At 39.4% G+C, this 14,781-nt stretch carries 17 protein-coding genes; 16 read left to right on the forward strand and 1 reads right to left on the reverse strand.

Annotation, left to right across the window (positions count from 1 at the left end):
• The 11 genes from hisC (at position 1) to KVT27_RS04225 (ending at position 9,809) form a co-directional block, all read left to right on the forward strand.
• Positions 1-1,101, forward strand: coding sequence for a histidinol-phosphate transaminase (hisC, locus tag KVT27_RS04175; protein WP_217580788.1), 1,101 nt, complete (start codon positions 1-3; stop codon positions 1,099-1,101).
• A complete protein-coding gene (locus KVT27_RS04180; protein ID WP_036124593.1) occupies positions 1,098-2,195 on the forward strand; it encodes a prephenate dehydrogenase in 1,098 nt (365 codons plus the stop codon). The genes hisC and KVT27_RS04180 overlap by 4 nt, the downstream gene beginning before the upstream one ends.
• A gap of 56 nt (positions 2,196-2,251) precedes the next feature.
• A complete protein-coding gene (gene aroA / locus KVT27_RS04185) occupies positions 2,252-3,538 on the forward strand; it encodes a 3-phosphoshikimate 1-carboxyvinyltransferase (protein WP_036124595.1) in 1,287 nt (428 codons plus the stop codon).
• 96 nt (positions 3,539-3,634) lie between these two features.
• Positions 3,635-4,903 (forward strand): tetratricopeptide repeat protein, encoded by a 1,269-nt coding sequence (locus KVT27_RS04190; RefSeq protein ID WP_080709379.1) that lies wholly within the window; start codon positions 3,635-3,637, stop codon positions 4,901-4,903.
• A 14-nt stretch (positions 4,904-4,917) separates the two neighbouring features.
• Positions 4,918-5,475, forward strand: a complete 558-nt coding sequence (locus tag KVT27_RS04195) for a ReoY family proteolytic degradation factor (protein WP_008181956.1) — start codon at positions 4,918-4,920, stop codon at positions 5,473-5,475.
• A gap of 146 nt (positions 5,476-5,621) precedes the next feature.
• Positions 5,622-6,071, forward strand: coding sequence for a DUF2487 family protein (locus KVT27_RS04200; protein WP_036124597.1), 450 nt, complete (start codon positions 5,622-5,624; stop codon positions 6,069-6,071).
• A 154-nt stretch (positions 6,072-6,225) separates the two neighbouring features.
• Entirely contained in the window at positions 6,226-6,732 is a 507-nt protein-coding gene (locus KVT27_RS04205) for a QcrA and Rieske domain-containing protein (protein WP_025114703.1), read from the forward strand.
• Between the two features lie 19 nt (positions 6,733-6,751).
• Entirely contained in the window at positions 6,752-7,426 is a 675-nt protein-coding gene (gene qcrB / locus KVT27_RS04210) for a menaquinol-cytochrome c reductase cytochrome b subunit (RefSeq protein ID WP_008181573.1), read from the forward strand.
• Between the two features lie 41 nt (positions 7,427-7,467).
• On the forward strand, positions 7,468-8,235 hold the full coding sequence (locus tag KVT27_RS04215; protein ID WP_004232669.1) for a menaquinol-cytochrome c reductase cytochrome b/c subunit: 768 nt from the start codon (positions 7,468-7,470) through the stop codon (positions 8,233-8,235).
• 242 nt (positions 8,236-8,477) lie between these two features.
• The gene (gene lhaT, locus KVT27_RS04220; protein WP_008181568.1) at positions 8,478-9,074 is read left to right on the forward strand and encodes a lipoprotein heptaprenylglyceryl N-acetyltransferase LhaT; all 597 of its coding nucleotides are present in this window, start codon (positions 8,478-8,480) and stop codon (positions 9,072-9,074) included.
• 60 nt (positions 9,075-9,134) lie between these two features.
• Entirely contained in the window at positions 9,135-9,809 is a 675-nt protein-coding gene (locus KVT27_RS04225; protein ID WP_008181566.1) for a zinc metallopeptidase, read from the forward strand.
• A 56-nt stretch (positions 9,810-9,865) separates the two neighbouring features.
• Here the strand turns inward: KVT27_RS04225 and KVT27_RS04230 are convergent, their stop codons facing one another.
• The gene (locus KVT27_RS04230) at positions 9,866-10,735 is read right to left on the reverse strand and encodes a YitT family protein (protein ID WP_008181565.1); all 870 of its coding nucleotides are present in this window, start codon (positions 10,733-10,735) and stop codon (positions 9,866-9,868) included.
• 115 nt (positions 10,736-10,850) lie between these two features.
• On the opposite strand from KVT27_RS04230, the gene KVT27_RS04235 reads away from it, so the two are divergent.
• From KVT27_RS04235 to KVT27_RS04255, 5 genes are read left to right on the forward strand one after another with little or no spacing between them, the layout of a single operon-like run.
• Entirely contained in the window at positions 10,851-11,186 is a 336-nt protein-coding gene (locus KVT27_RS04235) for a nucleotide pyrophosphohydrolase (protein WP_036124599.1), read from the forward strand.
• The gene (gene dapB / locus KVT27_RS04240; RefSeq protein WP_217580790.1) at positions 11,186-11,983 is read left to right on the forward strand and encodes a 4-hydroxy-tetrahydrodipicolinate reductase; all 798 of its coding nucleotides are present in this window, start codon (positions 11,186-11,188) and stop codon (positions 11,981-11,983) included. Before KVT27_RS04235 ends, dapB begins: the two co-directional genes overlap by 1 nt.
• 19 nt (positions 11,984-12,002) lie before the next feature.
• A complete protein-coding gene (gene mgsA, locus KVT27_RS04245; RefSeq protein WP_036124603.1) occupies positions 12,003-12,407 on the forward strand; it encodes a methylglyoxal synthase in 405 nt (134 codons plus the stop codon).
• Between the two features lie 33 nt (positions 12,408-12,440).
• Complete coding sequence (gene bshA, locus KVT27_RS04250) at positions 12,441-13,586, forward strand: N-acetyl-alpha-D-glucosaminyl L-malate synthase BshA (protein ID WP_008181556.1); 1,146 nt, start codon at positions 12,441-12,443, stop codon at positions 13,584-13,586.
• Positions 13,573-14,751, forward strand: a complete 1,179-nt coding sequence (locus KVT27_RS04255; protein ID WP_036124607.1) for a CCA tRNA nucleotidyltransferase — start codon at positions 13,573-13,575, stop codon at positions 14,749-14,751. Before bshA ends, KVT27_RS04255 begins: the two co-directional genes overlap by 14 nt.
• Positions 14,752-14,781 lie beyond the last annotated feature (30 nt).

Genomic DNA, 14,781 nt, shown 5'->3' on the forward strand with positions numbered 1-14,781 from the left:
ATGAAGTGGAAACAACAATTGGACGGTATGCAAGCGTATAAACCAGGAAAACCAATTGAAGAAGTGCAACGTGAATATGGCTTAAAAGAAGTGATTAAATTGGCATCAAATGAAAATCCATTTGGATGCTCACCTAAGGTGACAGCATATTTACAAAATAATGCAGTGAATCATGCCCTTTATCCAGATGGCTATGCACAAAATTTACGTACAGCTGTTGCAAATCATCTAGGCGTTCAAGAGACACAGCTTCTGTTTGGTAACGGCTCTGACGATATTATTGCTATTATTACTCGTGCATTGTTGTATCCAGGGGTAAATACTATCATGGCTGATCTATCATTCTCCCAATACTGGCATAATGCTGAAATTGAAGGTGCTGAAATTCGTAAAATTGCTTGTGTAGATGGTGCACATGATCTAGATGCAATGGCGGCTGCAATTGATGATCGAACAGCTGTCGTATGGGTATGTAGTCCGAATAATCCTACTGGTGTTGTAATTCCAGATATGGCTTTACGTGCCTTCCTTGCCAAGGTACCAAATGATGTACTTGTCGTATTAGATGAAGCGTACATTGAATACGTGACGCATCCTGAACATAAGGATACGCTACCAATCATCGATCAATATCCAAATGTTCTTTTATTACGTACATTCTCTAAAGCATATGGTTTGGCATCGTTCCGAGTTGGCTATGCGATTGGACAGCCAACTGTCATTGAAAAGCTTGATCCGGTCAGAGGTCCGTTTAATAATACGAGTTTAAGCCAAGCTGTAGCTGCTATTGCACTAAGTGATCAGGAATATATAGAAGCATGTCGTGAAGCAAATGAAAATGGTAAAAAGCAATATGTTGAATTCTGTGAAAAACATAATCTAAAATTCTTCCCATCTGATACGAACTTTATTTTCTTTGATACAAAGGCTGATAGTGATGTCATTTTCCAAGAGCTTATGAAAAAGGGCTTTATTGTGCGCAGTGGTAATGCTTTAGGATTATCAGGATTTATCCGTGTTACAATCGGTACCGAAGCCCAAAATGCAGCATTGCTAGTTCAACTTGACAATGTATTAAAAGAACAAGGAGTATTTGCATGACACGCAATGTGCTCGTAATTGGGCTAGGATTAATTGGTGGCTCCATTGCCCTTGCTTTACAGAAGGCACCAGACACAAAGATTTTTGGCTATGACATGGATGCTCAAACGCGTGAGCATGCGCAAGCTTTAAATATTGTACATGACACTGTGACGGATCCACAGGTAATTGCAGGTGATGTCGATATCATTATTTTCGGTACACCAGTTAATGCAACGCTTGAATGGATGGAGCAATTAAAATCATGGCCATTAAAAAATAAAGTCATCGTAACAGATACAGGAAGTACAAAAAAATTAATTATGCAAAAAGCTGGGGAATTACGTGAACTTGGCATTACGTTTATTGGTGGACATCCTATGGCAGGTTCACATAAAAGTGGCGTATTAGCTGCAAAGGCGCATCTTTTTGAAAATGCATACTATATGCTTACACCGCTTGCTGGTGAAGAAATTGTTCATATGGCACAGCTGGAAAGCCTATTAAAATTCACGCATGCAAAAGTGGTGAGTGTTTCTGCAAATGAGCATGACCATATGACAGCTGTGGTGAGTCATTTCCCACATGTCATTGCAGCTTCCCTTGTGCATCAATTAGGAGGGGAGAATGGGGAATACCCTATGACTCGCTCCCTTGCCGCGGGTGGTTTCCGTGATGTCACGCGTATAGCTTCTTCCAACCCGGTTTTATGGCGAGATATCACTTTACAAAATCGTGATGAGCTACTGACTCAGCTAGAAGGCTGGGAAAAAGAAATGGGCCGTATTAAGGAATTGCTGACGAATGGGACTTCTCGGGATATTGAAGACTATTTTTCTATTGCCAAAGAACTGAGAGATGAATTACCAATTAGCGCAGGAGCTATGTATACAGCGTTTGACTTATACGTCGATGTTCCAGACTATCCAGGTGTCATTTCCGAGGTAACAGGTTTGCTGGCTGATGAGGCAATAAGTATTACGAATTTAAGAATTGTCGAGTCAAGAGAGGATGTTTTCGGTATTTTGGTCATTAGTTTCCAAAGCGAAAATGACCGTGAACGTGCTGCAGCATGTATTCAAAAACGTGCCAATTTTGAAACGTATATTTCATAGAAAAGAAAGCGTCGGCTTTACGGCGCTTTCTGTCTTCATATTGGAGGGGAAAATGAATGAGTGAAAAAGTTTTACAATACAATAAGCCATCTATACAGGGATCACTAACTGTTCCAGGCGATAAATCGGTCTCACACCGTTCTGTGATGTTTGGTTCCATTGCTACTGGGACAACAACAGTAGAAGGTTTTTTACTTGGGGAAGATTGTTTAAGTACCATTGATTGCTTCCAGAAGCTTGGTGTGCATATTGAGGTGGAAGGAACGAATGTAACGATAGAAAGTCCAGGGATGAATAACTGGCAGGAGCCTAAAGAGGTGTTGTATACAGGTAACTCTGGTACAACTACGCGTTTAATGCTTGGAATTTTAGCAGGCTCGACAGTTCATTCAGTCATGACAGGGGATGCATCAATTGGCAAGCGACCAATGCGACGCGTCATTGATCCACTGCGTCTAATGGGAGCCCATATTACGGGACGTGCAAACGGTCAATATACACCGTTAGCCATTCAAGGTACAAAACTACAGGCCATTGATTACAAAATGCCAGTAGCTAGTGCTCAAGTTAAATCCGCTATATTACTTGCAGGCTTGCGTGCTGAGGGTACAACGATTGTTCGAGAAACAGAAGTGTCAAGAGATCATACTGAACGAATGCTGCGTCAATTTGGTGCCGACGTCGAAGTGAAGGATGGAGTCGTTTCATTAGAGGGTGGACAAACATTAAGTGGGACCCATGTTTCTGTACCAGGGGACATCTCGTCAGCGGCCTTTTTCTTAGTGGCAGGGGCAATTTGCAATACTAGTCAATTAACTCTTGAAAATGTTGGCGTTAATCCAACGCGTGATGGAATTATCGAGGTTCTTTCAAAAATGGGCGCAACGATGACAGTGATTCCAAACGATGATCGTCAAGCTGAACCGACAGCGACCATTCAAATTCAAACGTCTACTTTATCTGGTACAACAATCGAGGGAGAGTTGATTCCTCGTTTAATTGATGAAATACCAATCCTTGCTTTACTTGCTACACAGGCACACGGTCAAACGATTATTAAAGATGCCGAAGAACTAAAAGTAAAGGAAACAGATCGTATTACAGCGGTTGTAGCAGAATTAAAAAAGCTGGGTGCTAACATCGAAGCAACAAATGATGGTATGATTATTAAAGGGCCAACACCATTGAAGGGTGCAAGTCTCAAAACATATGGCGATCATCGAATTGGCATGATGGGTGCTGTGGCTGCTTTAATTACCGAAGGCTCAGTCACTTTAGATGATGCACAGTGTATTGCTGTATCGTATCCATCATTCTTTGAACATATTGAGGCAGTAAGGTAACAATTGAAGATGGACTCTCCAAGTTTTTGGGGAGTTTTTTCTTGTTTCGGTGGTAAATGTTTTGTAGCATAAAGGTATCAAAGAAAGAATAGGTGAATGACTGTGAACAATGCGATGACTGAAATGATGCAAGCACTTGAACAGGGAGACTTAGCATTAATAGATCAGCTACTTGAAACATTTTTAGTGAAGGAGCTACCCGAGGAAATTTACGCACTTGCAGAAATTTTTATGCAATATGGGTACATGAAAGAAGCTGACCGCGTTCTGGAGCATTTACAATTTTTATTCCCAGAAGAGGCACAGTTAAAAATAGATCGTGCAAATGTTTTAATGGAGCTTGGTGATGAAGATGAAGCATTAAATTTATTGCTTGAAATTGAAGAAGCATCACCAGAATATCCTCAAGCATTATTAGTTTTAGCTGATTATTATCAGATGCAGGGGTTATTTGAAGTAGCTGAAATACGTATAAATGAAGCACTAGCAATTTTACCAGACGAGCCATTACTGCATTTTGCCAAAGCCGAGCTGTTATTTGAAACAGGTCGTTTTTTAGAAGCTGCAAGATTGTATGAAGAATTATATGAACAACAAGCTGAATTTGCTGGTATTCATCTTGTGGAGCGATTGGCGGAGGTTTATCGTGCCGGGGCTGCCTACGAAACGGCATTGGATTACTATTTAAAGGCGCTTGAGGATGAGGTAAAACCAGATATTTTATTTGGTGCTGCATATTCAGCCTTCCAATCCCAAAAATACGAGATGGCTATTAAACAATTAGAGGAATTGAAAGAGTTAGATCCTGATTACTTCTCAGCTTACCTATTGCTAGCAGAAAGCTATGCGATGACAGAGGAAAATCAAAAAGCCTATGCGGCAATCCAAGAGGGATTAAAACGCGATGAATATGATAAAACACTCTATTTATTTGCTGGGAAAATGGCATTGAAAAATAGTTTGCCAGTAGATGCAGAGCAATATTTACGAGAAGCAATAGCGTTAGATCCTGAATATATGGAAGCCGTATTAGCACTAATTTCTGTGTTAGGTCAACAAGAACGGAATGAAGATGTTATCGAATTATTTGAGACTCTACAGCAAAATGATTTTGAATGGAGCACATTATACCCATTTGCGGCGGAGGCATATGAAAATTTAGAATTGTACGACCGTGCATACGAATTTTACCGTTTGGCATATAATGATTTTAAGGAAGACGCAACATTTTTAGAAAAATATGTGTACTTTTTATTAGAGGAAGGAAAACGTTCAGAGGCGAAAGTGGTTCTTGAACAATTAATGAACATTCAACCAGGTGAACCAGAATGGCAAGAGAAGTTAGAAGCCTTAGAATTTGAGTAAAGGAGGGAGTGGGTATGACTGCTTCTGTATCAGTTGTTGATAAAAAAGCATTTGTTCGATGGTTTTTAAAAAATTATCAATTGAAACGTCGTGAGTGTGTTTGGATTTTAAATTACTTACTTAGCAATGATGACTTATTAAAGCGAATCCGATTCGTGGAAGAAGCTCACTATTGTCCGAGAGCAATGGTGATGTCAACAGTTGATTCAACAGGTGTTCCTTTTCGTTTCTATAAAGGCAATGTAATGACAGCAGACGCCGAAAAGTCTTTCCATGATTTACGCTTACACGAGCAAGAAGATATGTATATACAGTTGAATTTTCCAAATATACCACCAAGTGCACAATACTTAGCAGTTCTAGAAGAAAACCCTTATATGCCAGAGACACTGTTAGTTAGTGAAAAAGATCGTTTACTGGCAGAAGAACTGCTTTCCAATAGCTTACTCGTATTCCAAGAAGAAAAATTACTTGCACAAATTGATGAAGCCCTCGATCAGGGAGATGAAGAACGTTTTTATGAATTGTCTAATTTGTTACAAGCATTAAAGGAAACGGCTAATTTACCTTAGGTATAGGTAAAAATTGAATGTCCTTTACCCACTTCAATATGGTAACATTACTAGTGAATGAATGATTGTTTTCACTTTTAATTGGGTATCCTATTTGAAGAGTGGAAAAGGGCATTTTTTATTATGCGACAAAGGAGGTTTGTTGAATGTACTTTAATGCAAACGATGTGACATCGTTTTTGGGACAGAAGGATTTCATCGATACTGCGATAGTTCCGCTCATATCCATCGATTTGGCTCCTGAGAAAATGAAACAAAGTGGTGCTGAGGTAGATTTTCTAATGTCTTTAACTTCTTTCATAGAACAACAGTTTAAAGGCCGTTTACTAGTCATGCCACCTTTTTCTTATATGACTTCTTTAAAAAACGAAGAATTACCGAAGCAATTTGAAACACAATTACATAATGCTGGCTTTAAGCATGTGTTCTTCATTACTTGTGACCACTCTTGGACAAATATTGGAGATATAGTAAATATTATTTGGTTACCAGCAATTCCGTTAGAAAGTATGGATGCAGGTGTGAAAAAATCCATTCTCGAAGATCAATTACGACAAGTGGTTCCGATGCTTTCGACCAAATGGGCACAGATTTAACAATTAGTTTCAATAAATGTTCACATTCTCCAGCTTTCCACAGAATGCTATATTGACCAAGCTATGGACTTGATATATCATATATATGTCCTAGTATTACTATTTGTAAAAGTATGTCCGTTGGACTGACCTTTAAGTTAGAGGGGGGAAAATAATGAGTAATAATCGAGTTTCACGTCGTCAATTTCTAAGTTATACTCTTACTGGTGTAGGTGGATTTATGGCGGCAGGTATGCTAATGCCAATGCTTCGCTTTGCAATTGATCCTGTGCTACAAAAGCATGAGGGTGGAGATTTTGTAAAAACAGAGCATAAAATCGCTGACTTGACTGAGGAGCCTGTAAAAGTTGACTTTTCATATGAACAAGTGGATGCATGGTACAAATCACAGGTTACAGATGTAGCTTGGGTTTATAAAAGTGGCGATCAAATCATTGCCCTTTCACCTGTTTGTAAGCATTTAGGATGTATGGTTGACTGGAATGGAGATTCTGCACACCCAGGTCAATTCTTCTGTCCATGTCACGCAGGACGTTATGAGAAAAACGGGAAAAACATTGCAGGTACACCGCCTCTAGGTCCGTTGGATGAATTTGAAGTACAAGAACAAGATGGCTATTTAATGATTGGTCCAGCTAAAGCAAATACTCTAGTTAAATAAGTAAGGGGGTACGACAACAGTGCTAAATAAAATTTATGATTGGGTCGATGAACGCCTAGATATTACACCTATTTGGCGTGATATTGCCGACCACGAAGTGCCAGAGCACGTTAACCCTGCACATCATTTTTCAGCATTCGTTTACTGCTTCGGTGGATTAACATTCTTCATCACAGTAATTCAAATTCTTTCTGGTATGTTCCTAACAATGTATTATGTACCAGACGTTGTGAATGCCTGGAAATCAGTTTATTATTTACAAAACGAAGTAGCGTTTGGTGAAATCGTGCGCGGTATGCACCACTGGGGAGCTTCATTAGTTATCGTAATGATGTTCTTACATACACTTCGTGTATTCTTCACAGGTTCTTATAAGAAACCTCGTGAGTTAAACTGGATGGTTGGTGTAGGTATTTTTGGTGTAATGATGGGTCTTGGCTTTACAGGATACCTATTACCATGGGATATGAAAGCATTATTCGCTACTAAAGTAGGTATCGAAATTGCAGCATCTGTACCGTTTATCGGTTCGATGATTAAAGTATTATTAGCGGGTGACACTACAATTCTTGGTGCTCAAACGTTAACTCGATTCTTTGCGATTCATGTATTCTTCTTGCCTGCAGTATTGTTTGGGTTACTTGCAGCACACTTTATCATGATTCGTCGTCAAGGAATTTCAGGACCGTTGTAATTGTCTTGACGGTTCGATGATCTTTAAAAGGAGGGGACACTATGCATCGCGGAAAAGGAATGAAATTTGTCGGCGATTCTCGTATTAAAGCGAATCACAGAATGCCGAATGTTCCAAAGGATTATTCCGAATATCCAGGTAAGACGGAAGCTTTCTGGCCGAACTTCTTACTGAAGGAATGGATGGTAGGTGCTGTATTTTTAATTGGATACTTATTATTAACTGTCGCTCACCCGTCACCACTTGAAGGGCCGGCAGATCCAACTAGAGCATATACACCGCTACCGGACTGGTACTTCTTATTCATGTATCAACTTTTAAAATACTCATTTGCTTCTGGTCCATACAATGTAATTGGAGCAATTGTAATTCCAGGTCTTGCATTTGGAGCGCTATTATTAATGCCATTTTTAGACAAGGGTCCAGAACGTCGTCCATCTAAACGTCCATTACCGACAGCGTTTATGTTATTAACTCTAGCTGCTATGTTCTACCTAACTTGGGAGTCAGTTGTTAACCACGACTGGGAAGCTCAAAAAGCTATGGGTGCAATCGTAGAAACAGTTGAATTCGATAAAGAATCAGAAGGTTATAAACTATACGCTGGTTCAGCATGTATTACATGTCACGGTGAAGGATTAGAAGGTGGAGCAGGTGCACCATCTCTAATGAACACTGGATTAACAGCTGATGAAATTAAGGACATTGCTCATAATGGTCGTGGTAACATGCCACCAGGATTATGGACAGGTTCAGATGAAGATCTTCAGAAACTTGCTGAATTTATCGAAAGTTTAAAAGCTGAGTAATAGTAAAAGAGTCAGGAAACTGGCTCTTTTTTTTCGACCTTGTTATAATATTGGGACTGAAAGCTAGGCGAAAAGGTTCCCTTGTCCTAAGCAATTTAGCGAAAAATGTCGAAAAATAGATAAAAGCGAATGAATTTAATCCATTAGCACATATTGATGTTGTGGAAATAATTTCACTTGGAAATAAAAATCTTCCCTATACATAACAAAGAAATATTAGTAAAGCGCAAGGAGTTGAATTTATGCAAATAACACGGGCAAATCTTTGGTATCTTCTAAACCATAAGTCATTCTTAATAGCGCTGCTTATTATTAATCTATTAGGCACAATTTATGGATATTATTGGTATGGATGGCAGCTTGCTATGACTAAGCCTATTTTTTATATTTTTGTTCCTGATAGCCCGACAGCCAGCTTATTCTTTTGCTTTGTGTTAATGGCTTGGATTATGGGGAAAAGATGGCCGCTAATGGAAGTATTAGCGCTTGTAACATTAGTGAAATATGGTTTGTGGGCTGATGTCATGAATATTTGGACATTAGTTGAAACAGGATCGATCGGTTGGCAAGGTTGGATGCTAGTTGGCTCACATTTTGCAATGGCGGTTCAAGCTATATTATATATGAAGAAATATGTATTCACTTATTGGCATGTAGTGATAGCAGCTGTCTGGACGCTCCATAATGATGTCATTGACTATGTGTTTGGACAGATGCCTATGTATGGGGATTTAGTCAAGTACACAAGCTATATTGGCTACTTTACATTTTGGTTATCAATTGCATGTATTCTCCTTGCGATTTTCTCAATTAGGTGGCGCAAATATTTGCCGAATTAGGGTATAAATTATAGAATTATAGTATCGAGGTAGAAAGGGGTTAGAATATTGTCAACAAGCATGTATATTGTTTATTTTATTATTATTATGCTGCTGCCACTTTATGCACAAATGAAAGTAAAAGGCACGTATAATAAATTTGCGAAACAACGTACAATGAAAGGCCAAACAGGTGCAGAGGTAGCGCGTGCGATTTTAGATGCGAACGGCTTATATGATGTACGAGTTGTGCCAACACAAGGTGTGTTGTCTGATCATTACAATCCGGCAACCAAAACAGTTGCTTTATCAGAAAGTAACTTTTATGAAGCGAGTGTTGCAGGTGCTGCGGTAGCTGCCCATGAGGTAGGTCACGCCATCCAACATAAAGAAGCTTATTCTATGCTTACATTACGTAGTAAGCTAGTGCCCGTGGCAAATATTTCTTCGAATGCGTCTTGGATTTTCGTAATGATTGGTATTTTTGCAAGTAGTACGAATTTCTTGCTTTTAGGTATCATATTATTAGCAGCAGGTGTTGTTTTCCAATTAGTGACACTTCCAGTGGAGTTTGATGCTTCAAAGCGAGCATTAGTTCAAATGAATTCACTTGGCATTATTACAAATGAAGAAGAACGACCAGCACGAAAAGTATTGAGTGCTGCAGCATTAACATATGTAGCAGCCGCAGCAGTAGCTGTACTAGAGTTATTACGTTTAATTTTAATTTTTACGAATATGCGTAGCGATGACTAAGAAAAAAACTTGTTATGGTGGTACACCACTATAACAAGTTTTTTATCTTCAAACACTTAATGAAGCGGTTGTTTTTGATCATCCAGAGTGAAGCCTTCTCCTGCTACATCACGTACTTCTATAATAGAAACGAAAGCGTGCGGATCCACTTCATGAACAATGGATTTTAGGCGTACAACTTCGTTCCGACCGATCACACAATAAATAACTTCCTTAGGCTGTTTAGTAAAGTGTCCATGACCTTCTAATATAGTGATCCCACGCTCCATTCGTAGGGCGATTGTTTCCGCAATAACACCTGACTTCTCGGATATAATGAGAGCACCACGCGCTGCATAGGCACCTTCCTGTACAAAGTCAATAACACGAGCGCCAACAAATACAGCGACTAATGTGTACATCATAGAACGCGCATCTAAGAATGTAAGCCATGACAGGATGATGACAATGGCGTCGAAGACAAACATCGTTTTACCCATACTCCAGCCAAAATATTTATGCCCAAGTCGTGCTAAAATATCGACGCCGCCGGTAGTGCCACCAAACCGGAAGACAATTCCTAGGCCAAGACCGACGAATATACCCGCGAACAGAGCAACGAGTAACATGTCATCTTCTAAATGAATGGTAAACTGATATTTCTGGAAAATCTTTAGAAAAAGAGAAACAGATAAAGTCCCAACAAGCGTATAGACAAAAGATTTCTTTCCAAGTAATCGATAACCAATTATAAACATGGGAATATTTAATAATAGGTTCATTAAGGCGGGGTCCCATCCTAATGTAAAGTATAGTATGAGTGTAATTCCACTTAGTCCACCTTCACCTAGCTGATTTTGAATGTTGAAGTGAACAAAGCCGAAGCTAAAAATGGCTGCTCCGAGCATTATTGCGATAATATTACGTATTTTAATCTGTTTTAACATTTGACCTCCTGTAGTTCCAAACAAATGAAGTAGTGATATCTATTATCTGACATTTTATTGGTTTTGACAACAACGGTGTAAATTATATAGGATGGTAAATAGGAGTGTGATTTAAATGACCGATCAACTAACTATGCAAGCATTACAACAACGTGTTGATAATTATATAGGACAATTTAAAGAAGGATATTTCCCACCATTTGAACTGCTAGCTCGTTTAACAGAGGAATTAGGAGAGCTATCTCGCGAGGTTCAGGATGTATATGGACAAAAAAAGAAAAAGAATACAGAGGAAATAAACAGTATTGAAGAAGAGCTTGGTGACTTTTTCTTTGTTTTAATATGCTTTGCCAATGCTCAGGGCATTAAATTAGATGAAGCTCTATTAAGAGTCATACATAAATTTGAAACAAGGGATAAGGATCGTTGGACGAGAAAGGATGAAGAATGATGTCGATTCGTGTAGCTATTGCAGGAGCAAGAGGAAAAATGGGGGCTGAGGCTGTACATACGGTCATGAAACATGACAAAATGGAATTAGTAGCTGTACTAGATTATAAGGAAGTAGGAAGAACATTAGCTGATTTAGACATGTTCCCAGCGAGCTATACAGTACCTGTATTTACGGAAATGCATGATCTTGTAGAAGCAACTTCTCCAGACGTGTTAGTGGATTTAACGAACCCACATGCTGTATATAATCATACTAAAGAAGCATTGAATTTAAATGTACGACCTGTAATTGGTACAACAGGATTTACTGATGCACAACTAGAAGAATTATCAACCATTGCTAAAGAAAAAGAGTTGGGCTGCATTATTGCACCAAACTTTGCGATTGGCGCTATCCTGATGATGAAATTTGCGAAAGAAGCGGCCAAATACTTACCAGATGTAGAAATTATTGAAATGCATCATGATCAAAAACTGGATGCACCATCTGGAACAGCAGTGAAAACGGCTCAATTAATTCAAGAGGTACGTACGCAAAAGACTCAGGGGCATCCAGAAGAAAAAGAAACCATAGAAGGTGCAAGAGGTGGAGATTTTGATGGCATGCGCATTCACTCTGTTCGCTTACCTGGTTTAGTGGCACACCAGCAAGTATTATTTGGTGGAGATGGGCAGCTTTTAACGATTCGCCATGATTCATTGAATCGAAATTCTTTTATGTCAGGCATTACCTTTTGTGTAGAAGAGGTTATGAAAATGGATCAGCTTGTTTATGGTTTAGAAAACATCATCTAAAGATTGGGATGGAAGCTATATGAAAATCGCATTGATTGCACATGATCGTAAAAAAGATAATTTAGTACAGTTTGCTATTGCTTACAAAGAAATTTTGCTTGAACATTCACTTTATGCTACCGGTACAACAGGACAGCGTGTCATTGAAGCCACTAGTTTAGAGGTAACACGTTTTCGCTCAGGCCCACTTGGTGGCGACCAACAAATTGGCGCAATGATTGCCAACAATGATATGGATATGGTTATTTTTTTCCGTGATCCATTAACAGCACAACCACATGAGCCAGATGTTTCTGCACTTATCCGTCTTTGTGATGTTTACCAAGTGCCGCTGGCGACAAATATGGGGACAGCAGAAATATTATTAAAGGGCCTACAAGAAGGCTTTGTGGATTGGAGACTGATACAAGAAAGACGTAACTAATAAAAGACGTGATTTAGAAAGGATGATCATCGAATGAAAAAGCTAAAAATCGGCATTACCTGTTATCCAACAGTTGGAGGCTCTGGTGTAATAGCAACAGAATTAGGCAAAATGCTTGCAGAAAGAGGACATGAAATTCATTTCATTACCTCAAGCGTACCATTTCGATTGAATAAAATTTATCCAACCGTCTTTTTCCATGAAGTCGAAGTTAATAATTATTCAGTGTTTCAATATTCACCATACGATATTGCATTAGCGAGTAAAATGGCAGACGTCATCAAGGATGAAGAGTTGGATGTGTTGCATGTGCATTACGCAATCCCACATGCAGTATGTGCTGTGTTAGCACGTGAAATGAGTGGGCGAGATATTGGCATCGTTACAACACTTCATGGCACAGATATATCGGTGCTTGGGCAGGATTCTACGCTTTCACAGGCCATTAAGTATGGGATTGATAAATCTGATATTGTGACGACCGTGTCACACGCATTAAAAGAACAAACTTATGAATTAATTGATACAGTTAAGCCCATTGAAACAATTTATAACTTTGTGGATGAACGTGAGTACTTCCCTCGTAATTCAGGAAACCTAAAAGAGCAATTTGGTATTCAAGAAGATGAAAAAGTCCTCATCCATGTCTCTAACTTCCGTAAAATCAAGAATCTTCCGCATATCATTGATGCCTTTATGAAAATCCGTACTAATGTGAAGGCGAAACTCTTATTAGTCGGTGATGGGCCAGAAAAGCATCGTGTAATGGACCAAGTAAAGGAAAGTCCATATATGAAGGATGTTCTATTTTTAGGGAAGCAAGAAAATTTAGCTGAACTATATGCAATTAGTGACCTAAAGCTGTTACTTTCTCAGCAGGAATCGTTTGGATTGGTTTTATTAGAGGCAATGGCTTGTGGAGTGCCTTGTATTGGAACAAATGTAGGAGGTATCCCGGAAGTCATTGAACATGGCGTGGACGGTTTTATTGTGGAATTAGGAGATACGGAAGCCGTTGCTGAATATGCTGTTCAGTTATTACAAGATGAGGAAAAATTACTGCGTTTCAGAGAAGCGGCCATTCATGCAGTCAGTGACAAATTCCACTCGTCCAAAATTGTAGAACAATACGAAAATCTGTACGAGAAGGTTGCGGAAAGAAATCATGCAAAACAATAAAGAATGGCAAACAGCCTATTCAGTAATAGAACAATTAGAACAAGCGGGCTTTGAGGCGGTTATTGTTGGCGGAGCTGTTAGAGATGCTTTACTGAATCGTCCTGCACATGATGTCGATGTAGCGACAAATGCGTTGCCTGAAGAGGTAAAAACAGTTTTTCAACGGACAGTTGATATTGGAATTCAGCATGGGACGGTACTTGTTATCGTACCTGCTGGGCCAGTTGAAGTAACTACTTATCGTACAGATGGGGAATATACAGACCATCGAAGACCAGATAAAGTGCAATTCGTTCGCTCTCTACAAGACGATTTACAACGCCGTGATTTTACAATGAATGCCATCGCTATGCGACGTGATGGCTCTTTTGTTGATTATTATGGTGGTCGCCAAGATATTGATCTTCGTATTATTCGAGCTGTTGGAGATGCTAAAAAACGCTTTGCTGAGGACGCCTTGCGTATGTTACGAGCAATCCGTTTTTCAGCGCAGCTTGATTTCACAATAGCGGAAGATACATTGATGGCGATACAAAATAGAGCGGCCGATATCGCTTTTATTGCGAAAGAGCGAATCAAGGCAGAGCTAGATAAGCTATGGCTAGGAACGACTGTTTTTAGTGGCCTACAAAAATTAGAGGAAAGTGGCTTGGCAGCGTATTTACAAGGAAGTTTTCAGGCTGAGCGCTGGTATGAATTTCAGACTGAGGACAAGCATGTAGGCTGGGCCTATTTTGCGCTACTTCAAGGAGCAAACTGGCGCGAGATTTTGCGGGATTATCGATTGTCCAACAAAGAAATGGCGTTTGTTAAATCTGTTTTGACAGCATATGAAGCGTTAAAAAGTGGCTGGACAAACTCCCATTATTTTACCTACGAAAAACAGGAGCTGGAAGCAGCGATATATTTTGCAAAACTGCTCCAAGCGGACGTTTGTTTACCAAGCGAGCCTATTCGTATATTGCAGGACAAGCTGCCGATTCGACAAAAGCAAGAAGTTGCAGTGAATGGGGCGGATTTACTTAAATGGTCTGGCAAAAAAGGAGGCCCTTGGGTAAAAGAAGTACTAGAGGACATACTGGAAGCGATACTTCATAATGAGCTAGCAAATGATCGACAGCAAATAAAAAACTGGCTTGATCACAACTATTTCCATGAAACATGAGTATATATACCTTACAACAAGCCATCTCAG

The sequence above is a fragment of the Lysinibacillus sp. GbtcB16 genome, assembly GCF_019091145.1.
GTDB lineage: Bacteria > Bacillota > Bacilli > Bacillales_A > Planococcaceae > Lysinibacillus > Lysinibacillus fusiformis.

Bases quoted from the DNA above. Each gene is read 5' to 3' on its own strand.
- KVT27_RS04235 (WP_036124599.1), top strand. From the start codon at position 10,851: ATGACCGATCAACTAACTATGCAAGCATTACAACAACGTGTTGATAAT.
- KVT27_RS04195 (WP_008181956.1), top strand. From the start codon at position 4,918: ATGACTGCTTCTGTATCAGTTGTTGATAAAAAAGCATTTGTTCGATGG.
- KVT27_RS04230 (WP_008181565.1), bottom strand. From the start codon at position 10,735: ATGTTAAAACAGATTAAAATACGTAATATTATCGCAATAATGCTCGGA.
- dapB (WP_217580790.1), top strand. From the start codon at position 11,186: ATGTCGATTCGTGTAGCTATTGCAGGAGCAAGAGGAAAAATGGGGGCT.
- KVT27_RS04190 (WP_080709379.1), top strand. From the start codon at position 3,635: ATGACTGTGAACAATGCGATGACTGAAATGATGCAAGCACTTGAACAG.
- KVT27_RS04225 (WP_008181566.1), top strand. From the start codon at position 9,135: ATGTATATTGTTTATTTTATTATTATTATGCTGCTGCCACTTTATGCA.
- lhaT (WP_008181568.1), top strand. From the start codon at position 8,478: ATGCAAATAACACGGGCAAATCTTTGGTATCTTCTAAACCATAAGTCA.
- KVT27_RS04205 (WP_025114703.1), top strand. From the start codon at position 6,226: ATGAGTAATAATCGAGTTTCACGTCGTCAATTTCTAAGTTATACTCTT.
- hisC (WP_217580788.1), top strand. From the start codon at position 1: ATGAAGTGGAAACAACAATTGGACGGTATGCAAGCGTATAAACCAGGA.
- KVT27_RS04200 (WP_036124597.1), top strand. From the start codon at position 5,622: ATGTACTTTAATGCAAACGATGTGACATCGTTTTTGGGACAGAAGGAT.
- mgsA (WP_036124603.1), top strand. From the start codon at position 12,003: ATGAAAATCGCATTGATTGCACATGATCGTAAAAAAGATAATTTAGTA.
- aroA (WP_036124595.1), top strand. From the start codon at position 2,252: ATGAGTGAAAAAGTTTTACAATACAATAAGCCATCTATACAGGGATCA.
- bshA (WP_008181556.1), top strand. From the start codon at position 12,441: ATGAAAAAGCTAAAAATCGGCATTACCTGTTATCCAACAGTTGGAGGC.
- KVT27_RS04180 (WP_036124593.1), top strand. From the start codon at position 1,098: ATGACACGCAATGTGCTCGTAATTGGGCTAGGATTAATTGGTGGCTCC.
- KVT27_RS04255 (WP_036124607.1), top strand. From the start codon at position 13,573: ATGCAAAACAATAAAGAATGGCAAACAGCCTATTCAGTAATAGAACAA.
- KVT27_RS04215 (WP_004232669.1), top strand. From the start codon at position 7,468: ATGCATCGCGGAAAAGGAATGAAATTTGTCGGCGATTCTCGTATTAAA.